The following is a 24,115-nucleotide window of genomic DNA, read 5'->3' as shown; positions in this document are numbered from 1 at the left end:
CGGGTCGGTGGGGGAAACTGGGGACATGACCCCATCGCCTTCCGCCCAGTGGCGTGACCTCGATGCATCGCTCGAACGCGCCGGCTTCTACCCACGGCTCGTGGCCGACGTCGTCCACGACGCCCTCGACGGTCGGGAGCCACTGTCGCACGTAGCGCACCTCGAGACGCATTTCGAGCGCACGGAGGTCCACCGGCACATCACGGTGCTGGTGCTCACCGAGGACATGCTGGTCATCACCCACGTCGACGACCAGCAGCTGGACGACGCCGGCGAGCAGGTCATGGCGCAGGTCTCGACGGAATCGGTTCCGGTCAGCCAGATCCGGTCCGTGGTCCTCAGCTACCTCTACGCCCAGCCCCAGGACTACAAGCCCAGCGACCCGGTCCGTGAGATGACGCTCGCGATCGCGTGGTCGGGCGGACAGCGCCTCGACATCGGACCTGCCAGTTGCGGTGACCCGCAGTGCGACGCCGACCATGGCTTCACCGGCACCGTCGCCCAGGAGGACATCGTCCTGCGGGTCAGTGCGGAGGCGGACGGTGCGCAGGCCGTGCAGAACGCGAAGGGGTTCGCGCGCGCGCTGCGGAAGGTCAATACGGCGAGCCCCGTGTCCGGGGGGTACCTCCCCGCACCGGACGACGCGCCCCGTCGTCAGCCCGGGTTCGGCGGCCGGTTCAACCGGGCGCACCACCAGCGGTAGCGATTGATGCCCTTCCTGCACCGGGAACCCCTTCCGGCTCCACCGGCCTACGGCGCCTCCACCGTGGCCGAGGTGATGACCAGCTCCGCCGCAGCACTCGGAGTGGACTCCTTCGCCAATGCCCTCACGCTGCCGGAGTCCCGCCGGATCGTTGTCGTCATGGTGGACGGTCTCGGGATGGTCCTGCTCAAGAAGCACGCGGCGCATGCTCCGTTCCTGCGCGACAGCCTCGATTCGGCACGGGTGCTGTCCTCGGCTTTTCCATCGACGACGGCCGCCTCACTGGCGAGTCTCGGGACCGGGCTCCCGCCGGGACAGCACGGCATGGTGGGCTACGACGTCCTGGACCCGGCGCAGGGACGCGTCGTCAACATGCTCGGAGGCTGGGATGCCGGCGTCGATCCTCTTGCCTGGCAGCCCCACCCGACGGTCTTCGAGCGCGTATCCGAGCACCTTCCCGTCGTGACGGTGAGTCAGCCGCGATTCGCGGAGTCGCCCATGACCCAGGCGGCACTGCGCGGTGGGATCTTCGTCGGAGCCAACACCATCCACGCAAGGATCGATGCCGCAGCGCAGCACCTTTCGCAGGCTTCGCGCATGCTCATGTACTTCTACGTGAACGATCTCGACAAGGCCGGCCACCGGTACGGAATCGACTCCACCGAGTGGGTGAGGGCGCTCGAGGACCTCGACGCGGCATTGAAGCTGCTGGCCCGCCGGGTCCCGCCCGACACCCTCCTGCTCCTGACGGCGGACCACGGCATGGTCGATATACCCGCCTCCCAGCGCATCGACTACTCCGAGCGCCCGGAGCTTCTTCACGGCCTCGCGCACACAGGAGGCGAACCGCGCATGCTGCACCTCTATTTCGAGCAGGGCCTGGCCGCTACAGAGCGTGAGGCGGTAGCAGCGCGCTGGCACGAGGTGTTCGGTTCGAAGGCCTGGATCCTCACGCGGAAGGAAGCGGTGGATCACGGCTACTTCGGCGCCGTGGCGGACACGGTGCTGCCGCGCATCGGTGACCTGGTCGTCCTGGCGAGGGAGGGCATCGCCCTGATCGACGGGCGCCGCGTCCAGCCTGCCGCCTTCGGCGTGGTCGGCCAGCACGGTTCCCTGACGCGGGCGGAGCGGGACATCCCACTGCTGACCCTGGCTCCACCGATCGGTGGCGGACGTCGCCGGGGGAGTGGAAAGGGGGCCGAGCGTGGCTGAGCTGCTGTTCTTCTCCGGCACCATGGACTGCGGCAAGTCGACCCTTGCCCTGCAGATGGATCACAACCACAAGGCCCGCGGGCGGCGTGGGATCCTGTTCAGCTCGCACGACCGCGCAGGCGAGTCCATGATCTCCAGCCGCCTCGGCTTGCAGGTTCCCGCCGTCGAGGTCTTCCCCGGGACCGACTTCTGGGCGGAGCTGACCCTGCGACAGACCATGGGAGCGCGCATCGACTACGTCATCTGCGACGAGGCGCAGTTCTATACGACGGTTCAGATCGACCAGCTCGCGCGCGTGGTGGACGAGATGGACATCGACGTCTTCACCTTCGGCATCACCTCGGACTTCCGCACCCGGCTGTTCCCCGGATCCCAGCGGCTCATAGAGCTCGCCGACCGGGTGCAGGTGCTGCAGGTCGAGGCCCTGTGCTGGTGCGGCAAGCGGGCCACCCACAACGCTCGGACGGTGGACGGCGTCATGGTCGTCGAAGGCGACCAGATGGTGGTGGGCGACGTCGATCAGCCGATCGATCAGGACAGCTTCGCGGCCGCGACGGACGCAGTGCGCACAGCCGGTCGGGAATCCGTGGTCGGCTACGAGACCCTCTGCCGGCGGCACCACATGCGCCGCCAGACGTCGAGGACCTCGCCGTCCCTCTATTCCAACGAGGAACCGCTTCCCTTCGACCCGCGGCAGCTCGACCCACGGGAACGGGAATCCGGCCGGATCTGAGTTCTGCCAGGGCGACCGGTTCGGCCTGCTGTTCCTGCGTCCGCCGCCTCGGATCCACGTCGGGGCGTCTCCCTGGGATGGCCTGCACCAGCTCATACCCGGCCGCCATCGGCGCGGACCGGAGAAGCCGTCGATGCGCGTACTCCTGGGACAGGCCGGAGCGGTCAGTCGCCCTTCCGTCCGAACACGATGTCGTCCCAGCTCGGGACGCTCGAGCGCTTCGGCTTCACGCGACGCTCGGGGCCGGCTTCCACGGCAGCCTTGCCGGTGTCCTTGCCGGCAACGACCTCGGAAGCCCTTGTCGTCTCCCTTGCGTCGGCGTCACGCCTTCCACCGCTCGCCGTCCCCGCATCGGGCACCTGGCTATCCGCCGGAGGCTGCAGCCTACGGATCGGTTGCGCGAAGATGCTGATCTCGCGCGTGTCCGTACTGACGCCGTCGTAGAGCCTGGGCGTGCCGTCGTCGTGGTGGTCCGGATCGGCGGCGTCAGCATCAGGAATGTCTCCTGCCGCTCTCGGGGCCAGCACCAGGCCGGGGATCCGAGCATCCCTCTCGTGGGGCGCATCCTGGTCTGCTCCGTCGTCGCCGCGAGGGTGTGCGGCAGGTATCGAGCCTCGCGTCAGGAGTTCGGCCAGGGCGTCGTCGCCATCCTCATCAAGGCCGAGGCGTTGCCCGCGGCGTGACCTGAGGACGTCCAGGAGGCCGTCCTGGTCGGTGGATGCGGCGTCCGGCGCCTCATCCTCCTTCTCCGCTTCGAAGTCGAACACGCGATCGGCCACCGCACTGAGTCGGCGTGAGGGCAGAGGGCCGTCGAGCGGCTCGAGTTCGCTCAGGACCTGAGCCCAGCGGTTGCCGTTCGTCACGGTCTTCCGCGTGGGGTTGTAGGCCCATCGGGCCGGCGGCTGCTCCCCGAGGTCGACGGCGGAGTCCTCGGGCAGGTCGAAGGCCGCTTCGACGTGCCACGAGCCGTCCTGCAGGCGCCAGGAGTCCCATTCGAGCGACGCCGGATCGATCCCGTAGCTCTGCACCCGGTACGTGACCATGTCTCCCAGCATCGCTGGACTATCGCCGAACGCCGAGCGGTAGCCGTCATGGCTGGGCAGGGGTGTCGCGACCTCCACGCGCTGTGCAAGGTAGGCGACGTAGTCCCGCTCGGCGCGCACCGGCCCCTCGTAGCGCTCCACATGGGCTAGGTCGAGTCCTGACTCGGCAGCGACCTGCTGCGCCGTCGCGCCGGAGCGGATGCGAGCCTGGATGTCGCGGGGGGTCAGGTGGACCGGCGGCTTAGCGGGCTTCTGCCGGTGCTCGTCCGGAACGGTAGCGGGTGACGCCGTCGAGTACCCGGCACCACGACCGCTCACGGCACGCAGCGCGTCATCGATGGGTAGGCGGTAGGACGTACCCCTCTCGCCGCTCAACAGCAGATGTTCGCCATCCTCATGGACACCCACCAGGCGTAACTCCTGCATTAAATCCTCCAGCCGACAATAATTCCTGAATGAAACTTTGCCACTGAACGGCGACCTTTCCTACTATGCGGTCAGGCGTGGCGCCTGCTCGTCCGGGACCGGGCACAAATCGGGACCTCACGGCGTTGCCTCAGCCGTAGGGTGGAACGGCGTACAGCAGCATGACCAGTGACACGGGCAGTGACGATGAGAACGGATGAGAAAAGACGGGTATGACGACAGACTACGACGCTCCGCACACCGCTCTCGGTGACGGGGACACCCGCACCGGTGAAGCCAGGCGCCACCGCGCGGGGCAGCAGGGAACCATGAAGGTCCCTTCCGGCACCCTGTTGACGAGGGATCTGCTCGACGAGGACGAGCTGGCTGCGGCAGAAGCATTCGACCTGCCGGGCGCCGACCTCTCCAGCGAAGAGGTGTCGGTGCAGATCCTCGCCGCCCAGGCCGACGAGTTCACCTGCGCCTCGTGCTTCCTCGTGCGGCACCGCTCGCAGATCGCCCTCGAAAGGGACGGGCAGCTGTATTGCTCGGACTGCGAGGGCTGACAGCCCCGGGGAACGCGCAGGGACACGGCAGGAACAAGGAATGTGCAGGAAAGCCGTCGCCGAGAGTGAACGACGACGGCGTTCCCGCTCCACAAGCAGGTTCCGCGATGGCCTGCCCAGGCTCGGATCAGCCCCACCGGGGCATCAGCCGGCCAGTGCAGCCGCGAGCCGCTCCGGGTGGCGCGAGGACACGAGCCAGTAGGGCGTGCGGTCCTCCGGATCGGAGATCTCGATCCTGACGACGGGGGAGATCCACCCGCGGATGCAGAGGTACGCGAGGCCGTTCAGGCCCGGGCCGCGCTGGTTGGTGGCGTCGTCCCCGGTGAACCATTGCACGGTCCCGAGGTACTTCCGTTCGATGGTCGCGCGCCCCACGGTCAGGGTCGTCGCAGTCACCGTGATGCGGGGTGTCGACAGGATGAGCAGGGTGAACACGATGACCGCGACGACGGCGGCGGCGCCGTAGCCGACCTCCATGGAGATGGGCGCGAACATCACGATCGTGGCGGACGAGAAGCCTGCCGCGATGAGCCAGACCCAGGGCGAGGGCCACAGGCGCTCCTCGTACTGGACGGCCTGATCGGGTGTGTTCTGGGGTGCTTCCCCTGGCGCACTGGACATGGGACCAGCATTCCACCATTTCCTGTCCTTCTCATCCCAACAGGCATCGTGTGGCAGGGACGCGCGTGTGCCGATGTACCTCGGACAGGCCGTTCGCGGCGTTGCCCGTCCGCCTGCGGGCTGCTGCCGCCGTCGCGCTGGTGGACGGTCAGCTGGGGCCCCGGCAAAGGCGCTAAAGTGGGGTGCTGGTAACCGGATAGCTTGCGTGGGAGATGCGGTCAATGGGTACACAGCAGGACCTGCCGGTCCAGATCTTGATGCTCGACGACGGTCTCGAGCACCCCGCCTACGCCACGGACGGCGACGCAGGTGCGGACCTGCGCACGGCCGTCGACGTCGTTCTGGCTCCGGGGGAGCGGGCGCTCGTCCCCACCGGTGTCGCCATGGCCCTCCCGCACGGCTATGTCGGTCTGGTCCATCCCCGCTCCGGCCTCGCGGCACGTCATGGGGTGACGATCGTCAATGCGCCGGGCACCATCGATGCGGGCTACCGGGGCGAGATCAAGGTATGCCTCCTGAATACGGACCGGACCGACCCGGTGCGTCTCACCAGGGGTGACCGGATCGCGCAGTTGGTCATCCAACGCGTCGAGCACGCGGTGTTCGCCGTCGTCGACGAACTGCCCGGCAGCGTGCGCGGCTCGGGTGGGTTCGGCTCCACCGGCGGATTCGGTACTTCCGAGATCTCGCCTGCCTCCTACGACAGTCCCGCCGGCGGCTGACGCGAGGCGTACGCCACCCCTTTCGCTTCACAGAACGTGTCACCTACTCGAGAACGTCACCAGGAAAGGATCCCGGACATGGCTTTTGGGCGCCTCAGGAAGAAGAAGCAGGTCGACGCCGAGGCGTCGACGGAGCAGCACGCACCGGTTGAGCCGGTGGATGACGTGGCGGTAGCCGATGCTGCCCCGAGCGCTGTCGGTCCAGCATCGGCGGGCAGTGACACGGACCTTGATACCGACACTGATACCGACACTGATACCGACACTGACCCAGACAGTGGCACGGGCGCCGTCGACAGTGCGCCTGCAGCGCCCCCGGCGCCGGCCGGCCACGTCTCGACCCCGGACTACGACCGTGCGACTCTGGGGCCTTTCGACGTCTCGGAGCAGGACACCGAGAGCGGCTACATCGACCTCGGCGCCCTCCGCATCAACGCGGCCGAGGGGCTCCAGTTGCGCCTCGAGGTCGAGGAGCGCAGCAAGCGCGTCATCGCCGTCACCCTCGACCTCGGCGGTTCCACGCTGCAGCTGCAAGCCTTCGCGGCGCCGAAGACGGAAGGGCTCTGGGACGAGATCAGGGAGCAGATCGGTGCTTCCGTGGGATCGCAGGGGGGTACCGTCGAGGAACGTCCGGGACGCCTCGGGACCGAACTCCTCGCCAAGCTTCCAGCACAGACTCCCGACGGCCAGCCGGGCTACCGTGTGGCTCGGTTCGTGGGGATCAACGGCCCTCGCTGGTTCCTCCGCGGCGTGTTCGGTGGACCGGCTGCGCTGGAGCACACTGCGGCAGCACCGATCGAGGAGCTGTTCCGCAACGTCGTCGTCGTCCGCGGCGACCACCCCCTTCCGCCGCGTGAACTGCTGCAGCTCAAGCTGCCGAAGGACGCTGCGGCGGGACCCCCGCCCGCCGCGCCGGCCCGTCCTGACCTGAACCCGCTGGAGCGCGGTCCCGAGATCACCGAGACCCGCTAGCCGCCGTGCCCTCCCGGCAGTACGCACCCGGCGGTACTGATCCGAGGGGATCGGTGGGCCGCCCTGTGCCCGAGGCGGCGAATCCGCTTCCCGTGCGGGGGAGGATCAAGGCCCGCGGCGTGATCCACAGGGTCACGGTCGCTCCGGTGTCGGCGCCGCCGTCGTTCACCGTCGTGGCTCGGATCGACCGGGATGGTGTGCGCGAGGACGTGCGCATCGTCTGGATGGGCCAGCGCAGGGTGCCCGGCGTCGAGGCCGGCGTCACCCTGAGGTTCGAGGGGATGCTGAGCCGGGTGGACGGCACCCCCACCGTGTACAACCCGCGCTACGAGATCATCGGCCGCCCCGAGGAGTACTAGATGAGCCACTTCGATAGGAGCAATCCGGCATGAGCCACCCGATCGACGATCCCACCGCCGGCCCGGAGCCCTCTTCCGATGACGGGGCAGCGCCTACTGCATCGCGCCCGCCCAGCACGCAGGCGCAGCCCTCGACGGCCGAGCTCGCCAGCCGCTACGCCGCGAAATCCGGTGTGCGGCGCGGCGATTCCGGTCAGATCGACGTCCTGTCCTCCATCGGCGGAGTGCAGGGGCTCGCGGAGAGCATCGCGCCCGGGTTGGTCTTCACGGTCCTCTTCACCTTCACCACCGATCTTGCCGTGTCGCTCATCGCGGCGCTTGCCGTCGCCGCGGTCTTCACCCTCATCCGGCTGGTCTCGAGGACGCCGGTCACGCAGGCCCTGGCCGGGCTCGTCGGCGTCGCTTTCTGTGCGTTCGTGGCCCTGCGCACCGGCAACGCCGAGGACTTCTTCCTTCCCGGCTTCTTCATCAACGGCGGCTATATCGTCGCGATGGCCGCATCGGTCGTCTTCCGATGGCCGTTCGCCGGGCTCCTCTTCGGCTTCATCCGCAACGAGGGGATCGAATGGCGGAAGGATCCGGCGCGCGTCCGCGCCTACTCCGTCGCCACCTGGATCATCGTCTCCGTCCTCGCCCTGCGGCTCGTGGTGCAGGTGCCGCTCTATCTCGCCGAGAACGTGGCAGCCCTCGGGTCGACCCGCGTGGCGATGGGCCTCCCGCTGTACGCGCTCGGGCTCTGGCTCGCATGGATCGTCTCCCGCCCGCGTGCCGCAGCGGGACCGGTCCCTGGCAGTACCGACGACGGCCCGGTGAACGGCGCCCAGGGACGCTAGGCGCCGCCCCCGTCGCTCCGGGCGGACAGGGCCACGCGCAGTTCGTCCTCGGCTGCTATGGCGGCGAGGAAGAACATCTCGTCCCCACCCTCGACGACGTCGTCCGGGCTCGGAGTGATGGGGGAGTCGTCCCGCAGGACGGCGACGACGGCGCAGTCCTCCGGCAGGAGGATCGAGCCGATCGTCCCGCCGACGAGCGGCGAGTCCTGGGGGACGGTGAACTCGACGATCGAGGACGCCCCGGTCTGCAGGGTCAGCAGGCGCACGAGGTCCCCGATCTCCACGGCCTCCTCCACGAGCGCCGTCATGAGCCTCGGTGTGTTGACCGCCACGTCCACGCCCCACGAGTCATCGAACATCCAGTCGTTCTTCGGGTTGTTGACCCGCCCGACGGTGCGCCCGACGCCGAACTCGCTCTTGGCGAGCAACGACACGACCAGGTTCACCTTGTCGTCGCCGGTTGCGGACACCACGACGTCGGCCTCGTCCAGCCGCGCATCCTTGAGCGTCGTGAGTTCGCAGGCGTCACCGATCAGCCACTTCGCGCCCTTGAGCCCGCTCCGCCCGATGACCTCCGGCTTCTCGTCGATGAGCAGGATCTCATGCTTGTTGCCGAGCAGTTCCCGGGCGATCGACGAGCCGACGCTCCCGGCCCCGGCGATGACTACCCTCATTGGATCTCCTCCTTCGGTGCGGCGGCGAGGATGCGTCCGATCTCGTCCGTCGCCGTCGTCCTCATCATGGCGTGCAGGATGTCCCCCTGCTGGTAACTCGTCTCCGCGGTCGGCAGGATTCCCTCACCGAATCGGGTGATGTAGGCGATGCGCACACCACTCGCGGCTTCGATACTCCGGAGGGACCTGCCCAGCCAGGCGTCGCTCAGGGCGAGCTCGGCGAGGATCAACCGGCCGGACGTCTCGCGGAAGTCACCGTTGATGGTCTGCTCGGGAAGGATCCTCCGCAGCACCTGGTCGGCACTCCAGCGCACCGCGGCCACCGTGGGGATACCGAGTCTCTGGTAGATCTCGGCGCGTCCCGGATCGTAGATGCGGGCCACCACATGCGGCACATGGAAGGTCTCGCGGGCCACACGGGTTGCGAGGATGTTGGAGTTGTCGCCGCTGGACACGGCGGCGAAGGCGTAGGCGTCCTCGATCTCGGCATACTTCAGCGTTTCCCGATCGAATCCGACACCGGTGACCCTGCGGCCTCCGAACGAGGAGCGCAGGCGGCGGAAAGCGCGGTCGTCCTGGTCGATGATCGCAACCGAGTGGCCGGACTCATCCAGTGTGTGGGCGAGGCTGACCCCCACCCTGCCGCATCCCATGATCACAAAATGAGCCACCGAGGGCACCCCTGATTCCTGCGTAGGTCCTGCTGTTCCGAGCTGTATCAGCACCAAGCCTAGTGGCTGGCCGCAGGCGCGGACGCGCTAGTCTGTGGGGCGTGCTGACTTTTCTCGAGGCCGTCAAGCGGGTGCTGGTGGGCAAGCCGTTCGCCAGCGACAGGCTGAGGAACAGGAGCCTCCCCAAGCGCCTTGCCATGCCCGTCTTCTCGGCGAGCGCGCTGTCATCGGTCGCCTATGCGCCGGACGAGATCCTGCTGACCCTCGCCCTCGCCGGCGTCGCCTCGGTCGCCATCTCGCCCTGGGTCGGGCTGGCCGTGATCGCCGTCTTGCTCGTCGTCGTCGCCTCCTACCGGCAGGCGGTACACGCCTACCCGTCGGGCGGCGGTGACTACGAGATCGCCAAGCAGAACATCGGTCCGCGTGCAGGCACCACTGTCGCATCGGCTCTGATGATCGACTACCTGCTCACCGTTGCGGTGTCGGTCTCGGCTGCCGCGCAGTACGTCGTCTCCCTCGCTCCGGCACTCGAGCCCGCACGCATCACCCTCGCCGTCGTCGGAGTCGCCGTGCTCGTGCTGCTGAACCTGCGCGGGATCACGCGCGGAGTCCGTGCCCGAGCCGTCGTCACCTACGCCTTCCTCGCGGGGATCTTCGCCCTGTGCGTCACGGGTGTCGTCCAGGCGGCCGTCGGCACGCTGGCGCAGGCTCCGAGCGCGCGGTTCGAGATCGTCCCGGACGCAGCCCTCGACGCGGGCCTCGTCGGCCTGGCGGGCGCCCTCCTGATCCTCCGGGCCTTCTCCGCCGGTGCGGCGGCACTGACCGGGCTCGAGGGTCCCGGCTCCAACGTGCCGCGCTTCGAACCTCCACGCAGCCGCAACGCGGCGACGACCCTCGTCGTCCTCGGCGTCGTGTCCTCCGCCATGCTCGCGGGCATCATCTACCTCGCCAATGCCACACGGGTCCACGTCGTCCAGGACCCCTCGTCCCAGCTGCTGCTCGAGGGGCAGCCCGTTCCGGACGACTACATCCAGGCGCCCGTGGTCAGCCAGCTGGCACGGACGATCTTCAGCAGCGACTCGCCCGCCTTCTACCTGGTCGTCGCGGCGACGGCACTGATCCTGATGCTCGCGGGACACGCGGCCTTCAACGCCTTCCCCGTCCTTGCCTCCATCCTCGCCACGGACGGTTACCTGCCCCGCCAGCTGCGCACCAGGGGAGACCGGCTGACGTTCAGCAACGGCATCCTCGCGCTCGGCCTCGGCGCCGTCGTGCTCATCCTCGTCTTCCGCGCGGATGTCACCGCTCTGGTACAGCTGTACATCGTCGGGGTCTTCGTGTCCTTCACCGGCGGTCAGCTCGGGCTGATCCGCCACTGGAACAGGACCCTGCGCAGCACGGTCGGCAAGCAGGAGCGCTGGAGGATCCACAAGTCCCGAGCCATCAACTCCCTCGGCTTCGGCCTCACTGCTGCGGTCCTGGTGGTCGTCCTCGTCACCAAGTTCGAGTACGGCGCCTGGATCGCGGTCCTGGCGATGGCCATCCTTTTCGCCGTCATGCGCAGCATCAAGAGGCACTACGACACCGTCGCGGAGGAACTCGCGATCGACGACGCCGTCCGGCTCCGTGCCCTTCCCTCCCGCGTCCATGCCGTGATCCTCGTCTCACACGTCCGCAAGCCGGTCCTGAGGGCGCTGGCCTTCGCACGCGCGTCGCGACCCTCCCGCCTGGATGCCATCACCGTGGACGTCGATCCCGACCAGACCCGTCAGACGCTCGCCGACTGGGAGAAGTACGAGATCCCCGTGCCGATCACGGTCCTCGCCTCGCCGTACCGCGACACCATCTCGCCGATCCTCGACTACATCAAGTCGATGAGGAGGGATTCCCCGCGGGACCTCATCGTGGTCTACATCCCCGAGTACGTGGTGGGAAAATGGTGGGAGCAACTGGTGCACAACCAGACCGCCCTCCGCATCAAGGCCCGCCTGCATTACGTGCCCGGCGTGATGGTCGCCAGCGTGCCGTGGCAGCTCGCGTCCTCCGACGCAGCGCAGATCTACCAGGACCTCAAGTAGGAAGAAACCCATGACGGACGCCGTACCCACCACTGCTCCCGCGACCGCAGGCGTGGGGGCGAACGGTCCTGCAGGCTCGTTCGAGCCGACCGCGGAGCCGATCGCCGACCCGGCTGCCGAGCCGACCGCCGAACTGTCGGCCGAACTGACGATCGAGCGCGCTGCGCACGGGGGCCACTTCGTGGCTCGCCACGAGGGTCGCGTGGTCTTCGTGAGGCACGCGCTGCCGGGCGAAGTGGTGCGGGTCCGCTTCACGGAGACCGAGGAGGGCGCACGGTTCTGGCGTGCCGATACGGTCGAGGTCCTGCAGGCCTCCCCGCACCGCGTTGCGCACCCCTGGGCCGCCGCCGATGCCCTGCGTGCCGCCGCGCGGGGCCGCTCCGCTGTCGGCGGCGCGGAGTTCGGGCATATCGCACTCGACGAGCAGCGCCGGCTCAAGGCAGCGATCTTCGCGGAACAACTGGCCCGCCTCGCCGCAACGGACAGGGAAGCGGTCGTCGAGGGTGCGCCCGGTGAAGCTCCCGACGGACTCGGGTGGCGCACCCGCGCCGCTTTCGCGGTCGATGCCGCAGGGCGCCTGGCGATGCACCTGCACCGCTCGCACGACGTCGTCCCCGTGCGGGAGATGCCTCTGGCCGTACCGGCGATCAACGCTCTGAAACTGTGGACCATCGACTTCACGGGTATCGAGAGGGTCGATGTCGCCGTACCTTCCGGCGGCGGAGAGCCCCTCGTCCTGCTCGTACCGGATGCGAAGACCACGCCGCGCAGGGTCGCGGGCGTCGCGTCCTCGATCGAGGGTGCGTCGGTGGGCGTGCTCGACCCGGAGTCCGGCCAGGTTCAGCGGCTGAAGGGCCGTACCTGGCTCCAGGAGACCGTGCTGGGTATCGACTACCGCGTCACGGGGGCGGGCTTCTGGCAGATCCACCGAAGTGCCCCGGAGGCCCTCGTCACCGCCGTGCTCGAGGGCCTCCAGCCGGCCGCGGGAGAGAGGTTCGCCGACCTCTACGCAGGCGCGGGCCTGTTCACGGTGCCGCTCGCCCACGCCGTCGGGCCCGGCGGGTCGGTCCTGTCGGTCGAGGGGTCCGCGGGCACCAGCAGGGATGCCCGCCGGAACCTTCATGGGCAGGGCCACGTGGCGATCCTCCAGGGTCGCGTGGACGACGTCCTGGGGCGATGGAACGAACCGCTCGACGCCGTCCTGCTCGATCCACCACGGGCCGGCGCCGGCAGCAAGGTCGTCCGGCAGATCGTCCAGGCGCGCCCACGGGCCGTCGGCTACGTCTCCTGCGATCCGGCATCGTTCGCCCGCGACCTCGGCTACTTCCTCGGGGCGGGGTGGTCCCTGGACGCCCTGCGCGTCTTCGATCTCTACCCGCACACCCACCACATGGAGTCCTTCGCGCGGCTCGTGCCGCCGTCGTCGTGATCTGTCGGGGGAGGTCCTCCCCGCATCGGACGTGCCCGTCAATGGCACCGCCGAGCAAGCCCGAACGTTAGAGTTAACTGAATCTCGGGCGATGATCTCGCCATGCCGAACGAATCGAGGAGGCGCCGATGGGACTCTTGGAAACAATCCGCGGCCCGCAGGACCTGAGCAAGCTCAGCGTTGCGCAACTGACAGCGCTCGCGCAGGAGATCCGCACCTTCCTGGTCGGCAACGTCTCGCGCACGGGCGGGCACCTGGGGCCCAACCTCGGGGTGGTCGAGCTGACTCTCGGCATCCATCGCGTCTTCGATTCGCCGCGGGACAGCATCATCTTCGACACGGGACATCAGTCCTATGTGCACAAGCTCGTCACCGGCCGGCAGGACTTCAGCACGCTGCGCCAGCAGGGCGGGCTGTCGGGCTACCCGTCGCGTGCGGAATCCGTCCACGACGTCGTCGAGAGTTCGCACGCGTCATCCTCACTCTCCTGGGCGGACGGTATCTCCAGGGCCCGCGTCCTCAACGGCGAGGGTGACCGCTACACAGTCGTGCTCGTCGGAGACGGTGCGCTGACGGGTGGGATGGCCTGGGAAGCGCTCAACAACATCGCGGCGGACAAGCGGCGCCGCGTCGTCATCGTGGTCAACGACAACGGCCGCTCCTACGCCCCGACGATCGGCGGCGTGGCCGACTATCTCGCCTCGCTGCGTCCGACGCTCGATTCCGTGCGCACCCACCGTGTCTACGAGCGCACCCTGGACTGGGTGAAGCACCGCATGCAGAACGGCGGCGCGGTCGGGGAGTTCAGCTACAAGAGCCTCCACGCCATGAAGAAGGGCATCAAGGACTGGTGGGCGCCCCAGGGGCTCTTCGAGGACCTCGGCATGAAGTACGTGGGCCCGGTGGACGGTCACGACCAGTCCGCCGTCGAGCAGGCGTTGCACCTCGCCCGGAACTACGAGGGGCCGGTGATCGTGCACGCGATCACGGAGAAGGGCCACGGCTATGCTCCGGCCCGCGCGCATGAGGCGGACCAGTTCCATGCGGTGGGCATCATCGACCCGGAGACGGGCGAGCCCGTGGGCGCCGCAGGGCACGAGTCCTGGACGTCCGTCTTCGCGGACGAGATCGCCGACATCGCCGACGAACGTCCCGACATCGTCGGTATCACCGGCGCGATGCTCATCCCCGTCGGACTGCACCGTTTCGCCGCCCGGCACCCTGACCGCGTGTTCGACGTCGGCATCGCCGAGCAGCACGCACTCACGAGCGCCGCCGGCATGGCGTTCGGCGGGCTGCACCCGGTGATCGCCCTGTATGCCACCTTCCTGAACCGAGCGTTCGATCAGCTCCTCATGGACGTCGCCCTGCACAGGGCGGGCGTGACGGTCGTACTCGACCGGTCGGGCGTGACCGGGCCCGACGGCGCCAGCCACCACGGCATGTGGGACCTCGCAATGCTGCAGGCCGTTCCCGGCCTGCACCTCGCTGCTCCCCGTGACGCCTCCCGCCTGCGTGAGGAATTGCGCGAGGCGGTCGCCATCTCAGATGCCCCGAGCGTCGTCCGGTATTCCAAGGGCTCCGTCGGAGCGGAGGTCGAGGCAATCGAGCGGCTCGCTGACGGCGTCGACGTCCTGTCCCGCAGGCCTGCCGGCTCACGCCTCAACGACGTCCTGATCATCAGTGTCGGCGCCATGAGCGAGCTCGCCCTTGATGTCTCGAACCGGCTGGGAGCGCAGGGAATCAGCTCCACGGTCATCGATCCGCGCTGGCTCCTCCCGGTCCGGCGCTCGGTCATCGACCTGGCCGCGGAGCACCGCATCGTGATCGTCATCGAGGACGGCGTGCGCGCCGGTGGTGTCGGATCCAGGATCCGGCAGGAGATGCGGACGGCGGGCGTCGACACTGCACTCAACGAGGTCGGTCTTCCGGTGGAGTTCCTCGATCACGGAACGCGCAACCAGGTCCTCGAGCGCGTGGGGCTGACGGCCCAGAAGATCACGCACGACGTCGTCGCCCAGGTTCTCGGAACGAAGGTGCCGGTTGCCCGCCCGATCGCCGGGGACCAGTCGCCGGTCACGGGTCAACTGCCCAAGCACTAGGGCTCACCGACGGCACGCCGCACGGCGCGGAATGCCGTCGGTCAGCCGGTGAAGGCGTCCGCGAAGGACACGACCACGGATACGGCCATCGCCAGGATGAGCAGCAGTGCGATGACCCACGACCATTCCGCTGCGACGCGGCGCGCCCTTGGTCCTACCTGCAGCACGCCGGTGCTCATGGTGTGCGCGGTCACGGCGACGAAGACCACGAGCATGACTGCCCAGACCGCGATGCAGTAGAGACACAGGATGTGGATCACGAAGAGGGCCTGGAACCAGAGCCAGGCGACGAAGGAGAGGCCCGCTGTCACGCCGGCCTGGAGGCCGAGCCAGTACCAGCGGGCGAACCGGGCGCCTGCGAGCAACCCCATCGCCGTCGTGATGACGACGGCGAAGGCGACGATGCCGATCAGCGGATTGGGAAAGCCGAAAAGACTTGCCTGCGCTGTTTGGAACACATCGCCGCAGGAGATCAAGGGACTGACATCGCACGTCGTGACGTAGTCCGGATCGGCGTACAGGGCGAGGCGCTCGAGCACGAGTTGTGCGGACGCCGCCCAACCGATCGTCCCGGAGACCAGGAGGACGATGGGCAGCCTCCCCGCGGTGCGCCGGCCGTGATCAGGTCCACCCGCGTCCGTCGTGTCGGAGGCGTTCGTCGTCCTGCGGGTGTCCATGCCGGTGCTCCTTCCGCCGTGCGCTGCCTCTGGGGTCCGTGCGCCGATAGATCACTTCGAGGCGAACCCGTCCGACGAGGCGGCGGGTCACTCCGGATGGTCCTCCCGGGCGAGTCTAGCCCGGGTTGCGAGGCCCGTTCGAAGGGCGGTGTGAGACAATAGCGAAGGCTGGCGCGGGAACCACATTCCTACGCCGGTCCAGTGACAGGCTTCCGTTCCGCGAGCGATGCTTCCGTCCTACCGAGTCCGCCACGTCGGCGGAAGTAGGCAGAATCCGCTCGTGGGACCCACCGTCGACAACGGCGGCTGAGTTGGAAAAGCGCCACTGGTCTCCGAGTGATTCCGCACCCCCAAGACGGTGTGACCTCGGACGATATGACAACGACTTCCGGTCAGCCGCCGGGCGAAGGGCCCGCGGCCGGCCGACATACCGCCCTGAAGGGCGCTGGAATGTGGCCGGCGCCGCAGGGGCTTGGAGCGAGTACCCATGGATCAGTCAGAACAGCAGGGGAACGAACAGAACGTAACGGAAGCACCGTCTATCGCCCCGGACAGCCAGGGCCAGGCCGCTCCCGCAAAGGCACCGAGGAAGCGCCGCACCGCGAGCGCACCGGCTGGAGCGCCTCCTACCCCGCCGGTAACGACGGCAGAACCGGACCTGGACGTGGTGCCGGTCCGCAAGCGGGCAACGCGGGCCCGCAAGCCGGTCGTCGCGGAGGATCGCGGGAATGCCGAGACCGCAGCAATTCCGGATGATTCTCAGGCAGCGGCAGCGACGGCGAGCCCTGCTCCGGCAGCCGCACCGGCAAAGGCGCCGCGTGCACGACGTCGCGCAGCGACGGCCGAAGCAGGTCCGGCCGGCACCGTCCACACCAGTACCGTCGAGCCCTCCGCCGTCGAGCCCTCCGCCGTCGAGTCCTCCGCCGTCGAGTCCGCCCCCGTCGAGTCCGGCTCGGGCGAGCCCACTGCCGTCGATTCCACTGCCGTTGCCGCGGCATCATCCGCACCTGTCCGCGCGCCCCGCACGCGTCGTCGTGCTGCGACGGCAGAGGCAGGCCCGGCCAGCGTCGCCCCGCCCAGTGCTGTCGCGTCCAACGCCGTTGCGCCCGCCTCCTCGGAGTCCGTCCCCGCGGACGCCACGGCAGAGCCCGCCGCCGACGCCGCCGGTGCGGTCGATACCAACGACCGGGCTGCCGAGCAGAAGCCCGCGCGCACGCGCCGGACCGCGTCCAGGCGTCGCTCCCGCAGGGCGTCGGAGCCCGCGCAGGCAGAGGATCCCGCAGGAGCAGCACCGGCAGCCGCGGAGGCAGTCAGCCCGGACACCAGCCCCGAACAGTCGGCCTCCCTCGCGCAGAAGGAGACCCCGGAGGACGCAACCGGCGAGCCGTCGGTTGACGAGAATCGTTTCGATCCGTTCGCCGTACCCGAGTCACCCCTCTCGCTGCTGTTCCACGCGCCCGACCTGAGCGCCGTCACAGTGCCCTCGGTGAAGGTCGCGCCACCTGTCGAAGACAGTTCCGACGAGGAGGCTTCGGAGGAATCCGGCCGCCGTTCTCGCCGCAGCCGCCGCACCCGTGGTCGCAGTCGCACCGACGCCGGCCAGAACGTGACGGACGATGTCGAGGCGGAGGGGACGGACGAGCAGCCCCGCCCGAACGGTCCCGAGGAGGGCGCTGGTGTCACGTCACGACGGCGCCGCCGACGCCGCCGGGGAGACCAGGATCTCGAGTTGGCCGGTGGTGAGGACGACGATCCCCCCAACACCGTCACACGGGTGCGCGCTCCCCGCCAGGCGAGTGAGCCGGTGTCCGACCGCGTGACGAGCGTCCGTGGCTCCACGCGCCTCGAGGCCAAGAAGCAGCGCCGCCGCGAGTCCCGCGACACGGGTCGGCGCCGGCAGGTCATCACCGAGGCCGAGTTCCTCGCCCGGCGTGAGTCGGTGGACCGCCAGATGATCGTGCGACAGCGCGATGACAGGATCCAGATCGGTGTGCTGGAGGACGGGATCCTGGCGGAGCACTTCGTCTCCAAGACGCAGCAGGATTCGCTGATCGGGAACGTCTACCTCGGCAAGGTGCAGAACGTGCTGCCCAGCATGGAGGCCGCCTTCGTCGACATCGGACGCGGCCGGAATGCGGTGCTCTACGCAGGCGAGGTCAACTGGGACGCCGCGGGCCTCGACGGGCAGCCGCGGCGTATCGAACTCGCGCTGAAGTCGGGCGATCCCGTCCTCGTGCAGGTGACGAAGGACCCCGTGGGCCACAAGGGAGCGCGGCTGACAAGCCAGATCTCGTTGCCCGGACGCTACCTGGTCTACGTGCCCGGCGGATCCATGACGGGCATCTCCCGCAAGCTGCCGGACGTCGAGCGGAACCGCCTCAAGCGCATCCTCAAGGACCGCCTGCCGGAGAACGCCGGCGTAATCGTCCGTACTGCGGCCGAGGGCGCCAGCGAGGAGGAGCTCACGCACGACATCAACCGCCTCCGGGCGCAGTGGGAGGAGATCGAGCGCAAGGCCGGCTCCACGAAGACCCTTGCGCCCGAGTTGCTCTACGGCGAGCCCGACCTCACCATCAAGGTGGTCCGCGACGTCTTCAACGAGGACTTCTCGAAGCTCGTGGTCTCGGGAGAGGATGCCTGGGACACCATCGAGGCCTACGTCATGTACGTGGCACCGGACCTCGTCGGCAGGCTCGAGAAGTGGACGAGCGATGAGGACATCTTCGCTGCATCGCGCATCGACGAGCAGATTGCGAAGGCCCTGGACCGCAAAGTCTTCCTGCCGTCGGGGGGGTCCCTCGTAATCGACCGCACCGAGGCGATGACCGTCGTCGACGTCAACACCGGCAAGTTCACGGGTAGTGGCGGCAACCTCGAAGAGACGGTCACGAAGAACAACCTCGAGGCGGCCGAAGAGGTCGTCCGCCAGCTGCGGCTCCGCGACATCGGCGGAATCATCGTCATCGACTTCATCGACATGGTGCTCGAGGCCAACCGGGACCTCGTGCTCCGCCGCCTCGTCGAGTGCCTCGGCCGGGACCGGACCAAGCACCAGGTCGCCGAGGTGACCTCGCTGGGCCTGGTCCAGATGACGAGGAAGCGCATGGGTACCGGCCTGCTCGAAGTCTTCGGTGAGGATTGCGAGCACTGCGCAGGACGCGGCGTCGTCACCCACATGGAGCCCGTCGAGCACCGCCGTTCCGCGACCGCCCCCGAGGCACAGCAGCAGGTGCGCCAGGACAAGCCGTCCCGGAGCGAGCGCAAGCGCAATCGGGGCCGTGGTGGTCAGCAGCAGGATGAAGGCATCGCACTGCCACCGGCACCGGTGGCGGAGAGCCCGGACCGCGCCGCCAAGGCGGAGGCGGCCCGTGCCGCACTCGCCAGCATCGCGGCCGCGACCCACCATGCCCACGAGGAGTCGGCCGAGCAGGCGACTGCGGAGCCCGATGTCCAGGTGACCGATGCCGTCCTGACCATCAACGGTGAGACCGTAACGCTGCCGCGCGCGGACAACCGTCGGCCGGAGATGCAGGACGGTCAGGCCGAGCCGGCGACGCGGCTGACGCTCGACAGCCTCAGTGAGGCCTTCAACAGGAGGCCCGCAGTGGATGATGCCGGACGCGAGGACGAAGTGCCCGAAGCGCCGGCCACCGCCGGCGGAGACAGTGCGGAGGAGGAATCCGCCGTCGTTCCTCCACGCACCGACGTAGCCGCCCGTCGTTCCCGTCCGCGCCGCGTAGCACGCAGCGCGCAGGGCGCAGCGGACACGACGATCGAGACGCAGGGAGCGGGAGCCGTCGAGCCTTCCGGGACGCGCCACGTCGCCAAGGGTCAGCCCGTCGTGCGGAAGCCCGAAACCGCCGCTGCCGAGCCGCTGATCTTCGGCGTTGGTGTGCCCGCCTCGGAGCTGTAGGCGCTGACGGGCCCGGACGATCGTCCGATGCCCGTCCACCCCCAGAGGCCGGAGTCCGTCAGGGCTCCGGCCTCTGGGGTCCCCGCAGCTTCCCGTCCTGCTCCTGCCCCGCTCCCGAGCGCGGCCGTCCGGCTGGGATAGGCTTGTCTGTGACACGGGGTGCCCTGCCAGATGCGGGGCTGAGATCAAACCCGTCGAACCTGATCTAGTGGGCGCACGCGCCCGTGGCCTAGCGGAGGGATGTCACCCATGGATACTGTCCGTGCACCGGGGACGAAGAACAGCTCGCGGATTCCGAACGTGCTCAGCATCGCCGGCTCTGATCCGAGCGGCGGGGCCGGCGTCCAGGCCGACATCAAGAGCATCAGCGCGAACGGCGGCTACGCGATGGCCGTGCTGACGGCCCTGACGGCGCAGAACACGCAGGGCGTGTCGGCCGTCCACACGCCGCCCTTAGCCTTCCTCCGGCAACAGCTCGACGCCGTCGCCGAGGATGTGGCCATCGATGCCGTGAAGATCGGAATGCTCGGCAGTGCGGACGTCGCCCGGGCGGTCGCCGAGTGGCTCGACGACGTCCGCGTGCCGGTCGTGGTGCTGGATCCGGTCATGGTCGCGACCAGCGGAGCTCGCCTGCTCGACGACGACGCCGTGCGCGCCGTCGTGGACCTGGCCCGGCGGGCGTCCCTGGTCACCCCCAACATTCCCGAACTCGCGGTGCTGGTCGGCGCCGAACCGGCGACGTCGTGGGCCGATGCCCTGGAGCAGGGGAGTGTCCTTGCCGCACTGCTGAATACGCGTGTCCTTGTGAAGGGTGGGCACCTGCCGGGGGAGCGGTGCCCCGACGCGCTCATCCTCCCGCCCGGGCGGCCTGCGGACGCGGTCGCCTTCGACGGCATGCGGATAACGACGACGAACACCCACGGGACAGGCTGCTCACTCTCCTCAGCCATCGCCACACGATACGCGGTGACGTCGGACTGGCCCGCCGCGGTGCGTGAGGCGAAGTTCTGGCTGGAAGGAGCGCTGCGCGCGGCGGATCACCTGGAGGTGGGTGCAGGCAGCGGACCCGTGCACCACTTCCACTCCGCATTCCACGCCGCCGCCGGCACGGGGTCGCACGAACGATTCACCGACCTGGCATGGAGGCGGAGCGCAGCGACCCGCCGGCACATCCTCGACCTCCCCTTCATTCGCGCCCTGACCGATGGCAGCCTCTCCACCGCCGACTTCGCCTACTACCTGCAGCAGGACGCGCTGTACCTGCGCGAGTACTGCGGTGTGCTCGCCAGGACTGCCGCCATGGCTCCGACGGACGACGAGCAGCTCTTCTGGTTGTCGGCCGCGACGTCGTGCCTCCGGACCGAGGCGGAGCTGCACCGGACCTGGCTGGATGCGGCGGGCTTGCGCTTCGGCGAGGGCGAAGCCGGACCCGCCACGCGCGCCTACTGCGATCACCTGACGGCCACCGCCGTCCGTGGTTCCTACGCTGAGCTCGTCGCGGCCGTCCTGCCGTGCTTCTGGCTCTATGCGGCCGTCGGCGACTGGATCCAGGAGCAGGCGCAGTCGCCGCTCGAGGGCAGCGATACCCGGCACCCATATGCGGACTGGATCGCGACCTACGCGGACGCCGACTTCGCGGCAGCCACCGAGCGTGCGAAGCAGATATCGGACGAAGCGCACCGTCGCGGCTCGGAAGCCGAACGGGAGGCCATGCTCGCGGCGTTCCTCCGGTCCGCAGCCTACGAGCGGGACTTCTTCGACGCGCCCCGGGTCCAGCGGCTGCCCGCCGCGACCCGGGAGCCCGCTGATTTGCGGGAAGACGCTGTTCTGACGTAATCTGGACCCTCGGTGCACTCGCCTGTTAACCGGCATGTCCGGCGGCAACTGTGCAGGGATTCCACATTGCGCATCATGTCCACCGACACCGGCAGCCCCAGGGCAGCGGCGGTCGTGGACGCGCAGCGCGGATCCGGCACGAAGGGCGACCTCCAGGATTGCTGCCAGGGCGCACCCAGGTTTTTTCATCAGAAGTCAAGATTGTCGAGAGAAGTGAGTTCCCAAGTGGTGTACGCGATTGTCCGCGCAGGCGGCCGCCAAGAAAAGGTTTCTGTAGGAGACCTCGTTACCCTTGACCGCGTCACCGGTCAGGCAGGAAGCACGTTCAAGCTGCCCGCCCTCCTTCTGGTAGACGGCGCCAAGATCACCTCCGCAGCGGAGGACCTCGCGAAGGTCACCGTCACTGCCGAGATCGTCGAGAATCTTCGTGGACCGAAGATTGTCATCCAGAAGTTCAAGAACAAGACCGGCTACAAGAAGCGCCAGGGTCACCGTTCGGAACTGACCCGCGTCAAAATCACAGGTATCGCGTAGTCCCTCCGGGCTCCGATCGGTCAAGCAGACACTTCAGCGAAGGCAGGCATAACTCATGGCACATAAGAAGGGCGCAAGCTCCACTCGCAACGGCCGCGACTCGAACGCACAGTACCTCGGCGTCAAGCGCTTCGGTGGCCAGGTCGTCAAGGCCGGCGAGATCATCGTCCGCCAGCGCGGCACCCACTTCCACCCGGGCGCCAATGTCGGCCGCGGTGGCGACGACACCTTGTTCGCACTCGAAGCAGGTGCCGTCGAATTCGGTACCCGCCGCGGACGCAAGGTCGTCAACATCGTAGGTGCGGCAGCAGAGTAATCTGCCTGCTGAGCATGCACTGACCGTGCACCAAGCATTCGGGTGGGGTGAGCCTCTTCGGCTCGCCCCACCTTCTTTTAAGCCGACCAGGGTCGGCACAGTGAAGCATTTGTAGAAGGAGACCGACGTGGCGAGCTTCGTTGACCGCGTAGTCCTGCACGTATCCGGAGGCACCGGTGGCCACGGCTGCGTCTCCGTCCACCGCGAGAAGTTCAAGCCCCTCGGCGGGCCCGACGGCGGCAACGGCGGCGATGGCGGCGACGTCATCCTCCGCGTCGACCACCAGACGACGACACTCCTCGATTACCACCACGCCCCCCACCGGCACGCCACGAACGGCGGCAACGGCATGGGTGACTGGCGCGGCGGCAAGAGTGGGGAGACCCTCATCCTGCCCGTGCCCGACGGCACCGTCGTCAAGACGAAGGACGGCGAGGTGCTCGCCGACCTCGTGGGAGACGGCACCGAGTTCGTCGTCGCCGCGGGCGGTCAGGGCGGTCTCGGCAATGCCGCGCTGTCGTCCCAGAAGCGCAAGGCTCCCGGGTTCGCGCTGCTCGGCATCCCGGGTGACGAGCGCGACGTCGTCCTCGAACTCAAGTCCATCGCGGACATCGCCCTCGTGGGGTTCCCGTCGGCCGGAAAGTCCAGCCTGATCGCGGCCATGTCCGCTGCGAGGCCGAAGATCGCCGACTACCCCTTCACGACCCTCGTGCCGAATCTCGGCGTCGTCGAAGCCGGATCGACGCGATTCACGATCGCCGACGTCCCAGGGCTCATCGAGGGCGCGAGCGAGGGCAAGGGCCTCGGCCACCACTTCCTGCGCCATGTGGAGCGTTGCGCCGCCCTCGTGCACGTCCTGGACTGTGCAGCCCTCGAAGCGGACCGTGATCCGCTCAACGACCTCGCGATCATCGAGCGCGAGCTGGAGAAGTACGCCGTCGACATGAGTTTCGCTGGGCCCGACGGCGACGTCGTCCCCCTGAACGAGCGCCCGCGGCTCGTCGCCCTCAACAAGGTGGATGTCCCCGACGGCAAGGACATGGCGGGCTTCGTCCGTCCCGAGCTCGAAGCACGCGGCTACCGTGTGTTCGAGGTGTCCGCGTCCAGCCACGAGGGGCTGCGCCAGCTCGGCTTCGCCATGGCCGAGATCGTCGAGAACGCCCGGAAGGCCGTCGCGACAGCACCGCCGAAGGTCGCGCCTCCCGTCCTGCGGCCGCGGGGCGTCAACGCTGCCTCGTTCCGGATCCGCAACGAGGAGAAGGACGCGCTGCCGCTGTTCCGTGTCCTCGGCGAGAAGCCCGAGCGCTGGGTCAAGCAGACAGACTTCACCAATGACGAGGCGGTCGGCTATCTCGCGGACCGCCTCGCGAAGCTCGGCGTGGAGGAGCAGCTCTTCAAATCCGGTGCCAAGCCGGGCGACACCGTGGTGATCGGCGAGGGTGACGGCGTCGTCTTCGACTGGGAGCCCACAATGATGGGTGGCGCCGAACTGCTCGCCGGACCGCGTGGCTCCGATCTGCGCCTCGCCGAGTACATCCGGCCGACGCGCGAGCAGAAGCGCGAGGAGTACCAGGAGCGGAAGGACGCCAAGGCCGCGGCCCGGGCCGACCTCGAGGCCGACCGCAAGGCAGGTATCTGGACCGAGTCCGTGCAGAACCGCAAGCCGACTGCCCCTGCCCGGCAGGAAGCAGACGCCGAGTCCCAGGACTAGGCGCG

Annotated in this window: 21 protein-coding genes and 1 riboswitch; of the genes, 16 read left to right on the top strand and 5 right to left on the bottom strand. The window is 68.6% G+C overall.

Features of this window, described 5'->3' with window-relative positions:
- The first annotated feature begins 25 nt into the window (after nt 1–25).
- Genes CXQ96_RS07610 through CXQ96_RS07600 form a run of 3 tightly spaced genes read left to right on the top strand, consistent with a single transcriptional unit; the run spans nt 26 to nt 2,648 of the window.
- The gene (locus CXQ96_RS07610) at nt 26–703 is read left to right on the top strand and encodes a DUF5998 family protein (protein ID WP_104117434.1); all 678 of its coding nucleotides are present in this window, start codon (nt 26–28) and stop codon (nt 701–703) included.
- Between the two features lie 6 nt (nt 704–709).
- Nucleotides 710–1,915, top strand: a complete 1,206-nt coding sequence (locus CXQ96_RS07605; protein ID WP_104117433.1) for an alkaline phosphatase family protein — start codon at nt 710–712, stop codon at nt 1,913–1,915.
- Nucleotides 1,908–2,648 carry a thymidine kinase gene (locus tag CXQ96_RS07600; RefSeq protein ID WP_104117432.1) on the top strand — a complete coding sequence of 247 codons (741 nt, stop codon included), beginning with the start codon at nt 1,908–1,910 and terminating at the stop codon, nt 2,646–2,648. Before CXQ96_RS07605 ends, CXQ96_RS07600 begins: the two co-directional genes overlap by 8 nt.
- A 164-nt stretch (nt 2,649–2,812) precedes the next feature.
- On the opposite strand, the gene sepH is transcribed toward CXQ96_RS07600, so the two are convergent.
- Nucleotides 2,813–4,117 (bottom strand): septation protein SepH, encoded by a 1,305-nt coding sequence (gene sepH / locus CXQ96_RS07595; protein WP_104117431.1) that lies wholly within the window; start codon nt 4,115–4,117, stop codon nt 2,813–2,815.
- A gap of 212 nt (nt 4,118–4,329) precedes the next feature.
- Here sepH and CXQ96_RS07590 point away from each other — a divergent pair, with 212 nt between their 5' ends.
- Entirely contained in the window at nt 4,330–4,662 is a 333-nt protein-coding gene (locus CXQ96_RS07590; RefSeq protein WP_104117430.1) for a DUF4193 domain-containing protein, read from the top strand.
- 144 nt (nt 4,663–4,806) lie between these two features.
- Here CXQ96_RS07590 and CXQ96_RS07585 read toward each other — a convergent pair whose 3' ends face one another.
- Nucleotides 4,807–5,283, bottom strand: coding sequence for a DUF3093 domain-containing protein (locus tag CXQ96_RS07585; protein ID WP_104117429.1), 477 nt, complete (start codon nt 5,281–5,283; stop codon nt 4,807–4,809).
- Nucleotides 5,284–5,504: 221 nt separating this feature from the next.
- On the opposite strand from CXQ96_RS07585, the gene dut reads away from it, so the two are divergent.
- The 4 genes from dut (at nt 5,505) to CXQ96_RS07565 (ending at nt 8,169) form a co-directional block, all read left to right on the top strand.
- Complete coding sequence (gene dut, locus CXQ96_RS07580; protein WP_258058936.1) at nt 5,505–6,005, top strand: dUTP diphosphatase; 501 nt, start codon at nt 5,505–5,507, stop codon at nt 6,003–6,005.
- A 78-nt stretch (nt 6,006–6,083) separates the two neighbouring features.
- Nucleotides 6,084–6,977 carry a DUF3710 domain-containing protein gene (locus tag CXQ96_RS07575; RefSeq protein WP_104117427.1) on the top strand — a complete coding sequence of 298 codons (894 nt, stop codon included), beginning with the start codon at nt 6,084–6,086 and terminating at the stop codon, nt 6,975–6,977.
- A gap of 5 nt (nt 6,978–6,982) precedes the next feature.
- Nucleotides 6,983–7,336, top strand: a complete 354-nt coding sequence (locus CXQ96_RS07570; protein WP_258058935.1) for a hypothetical protein — start codon at nt 6,983–6,985, stop codon at nt 7,334–7,336.
- A 29-nt stretch (nt 7,337–7,365) separates the two neighbouring features.
- On the top strand, nt 7,366–8,169 hold the full coding sequence (locus tag CXQ96_RS07565) for a DUF3159 domain-containing protein (RefSeq protein WP_104117425.1): 804 nt from the start codon (nt 7,366–7,368) through the stop codon (nt 8,167–8,169).
- Here the strand turns inward: CXQ96_RS07565 and CXQ96_RS07560 are convergent.
- Together CXQ96_RS07560 and CXQ96_RS07555 are read right to left on the bottom strand one after the other, a co-directional pair.
- Nucleotides 8,166–8,843: a TrkA family potassium uptake protein gene (locus CXQ96_RS07560; RefSeq protein ID WP_104117424.1), complete on the bottom strand. Its 678-nt coding sequence runs from the start codon at nt 8,841–8,843 to the stop codon at nt 8,166–8,168. The two genes, CXQ96_RS07565 and CXQ96_RS07560, sit on opposite strands and share 4 nt — an antisense overlap.
- Entirely contained in the window at nt 8,840–9,514 is a 675-nt protein-coding gene (locus tag CXQ96_RS07555; protein ID WP_104117539.1) for a TrkA family potassium uptake protein, read from the bottom strand. The genes CXQ96_RS07560 and CXQ96_RS07555 overlap by 4 nt, the downstream gene beginning before the upstream one ends.
- A 101-nt stretch (nt 9,515–9,615) precedes the next feature.
- On the opposite strand from CXQ96_RS07555, the gene CXQ96_RS07550 reads away from it, so the two are divergent.
- From CXQ96_RS07550 to dxs, 3 genes are all read left to right on the top strand, one after another.
- Nucleotides 9,616–11,592: an APC family permease gene (locus CXQ96_RS07550; RefSeq protein ID WP_258058934.1), complete on the top strand. Its 1,977-nt coding sequence runs from the start codon at nt 9,616–9,618 to the stop codon at nt 11,590–11,592.
- Between the two features lie 10 nt (nt 11,593–11,602).
- Entirely contained in the window at nt 11,603–13,021 is a 1,419-nt protein-coding gene (locus CXQ96_RS07545) for a class I SAM-dependent RNA methyltransferase (protein ID WP_104117423.1), read from the top strand.
- Nucleotides 13,022–13,149: 128 nt separating this feature from the next.
- Entirely contained in the window at nt 13,150–15,123 is a 1,974-nt protein-coding gene (dxs, locus tag CXQ96_RS07540; RefSeq protein ID WP_104117422.1) for a 1-deoxy-D-xylulose-5-phosphate synthase, read from the top strand.
- A 41-nt stretch (nt 15,124–15,164) separates the two neighbouring features.
- On the opposite strand, the gene CXQ96_RS07535 is transcribed toward dxs, so the two are convergent.
- Nucleotides 15,165–15,800: a vitamin K epoxide reductase family protein gene (locus CXQ96_RS07535; protein WP_104117421.1), complete on the bottom strand. Its 636-nt coding sequence runs from the start codon at nt 15,798–15,800 to the stop codon at nt 15,165–15,167.
- A 487-nt stretch (nt 15,801–16,287) separates the two neighbouring features.
- On the opposite strand from CXQ96_RS07535, the gene CXQ96_RS07530 reads away from it, so the two are divergent.
- The 5 genes from CXQ96_RS07530 (at nt 16,288) to obgE (ending at nt 24,110) form a co-directional block, all read left to right on the top strand.
- Nucleotides 16,288–19,713 carry an Rne/Rng family ribonuclease gene (locus tag CXQ96_RS07530; RefSeq protein WP_104117420.1) on the top strand — a complete coding sequence of 1,142 codons (3,426 nt, stop codon included), beginning with the start codon at nt 16,288–16,290 and terminating at the stop codon, nt 19,711–19,713.
- Between the two features lie 145 nt (nt 19,714–19,858).
- Nucleotides 19,859–19,971: riboswitch (TPP riboswitch) on the top strand.
- Nucleotides 19,963–21,549 (top strand): bifunctional hydroxymethylpyrimidine kinase/phosphomethylpyrimidine kinase, encoded by a 1,587-nt coding sequence (locus tag CXQ96_RS07525; protein WP_104117419.1) that lies wholly within the window; start codon nt 19,963–19,965, stop codon nt 21,547–21,549. Its footprint overlaps the riboswitch before it by 9 nt.
- A gap of 225 nt (nt 21,550–21,774) precedes the next feature.
- Complete coding sequence (rplU, locus tag CXQ96_RS07520) at nt 21,775–22,083, top strand: 50S ribosomal protein L21 (protein ID WP_087073581.1); 309 nt, start codon at nt 21,775–21,777, stop codon at nt 22,081–22,083.
- A gap of 55 nt (nt 22,084–22,138) precedes the next feature.
- Nucleotides 22,139–22,399: a 50S ribosomal protein L27 gene (gene rpmA / locus CXQ96_RS07515; RefSeq protein ID WP_028280075.1), complete on the top strand. Its 261-nt coding sequence runs from the start codon at nt 22,139–22,141 to the stop codon at nt 22,397–22,399.
- A gap of 127 nt (nt 22,400–22,526) precedes the next feature.
- Nucleotides 22,527–24,110: a GTPase ObgE gene (gene obgE, locus CXQ96_RS07510; RefSeq protein ID WP_104117418.1), complete on the top strand. Its 1,584-nt coding sequence runs from the start codon at nt 22,527–22,529 to the stop codon at nt 24,108–24,110.
- Nucleotides 24,111–24,115 lie beyond the last annotated feature (5 nt).

This window comes from Arthrobacter sp. B1805 (genome assembly GCF_002929745.1).
In the GTDB taxonomy this organism is placed as follows: Bacteria; Actinomycetota; Actinomycetes; order Actinomycetales; family Micrococcaceae; genus Arthrobacter_D.
Note: the sequence above shows the minus strand (reverse complement) of the source record. Positions and strands in the feature narration are given on the sequence as shown.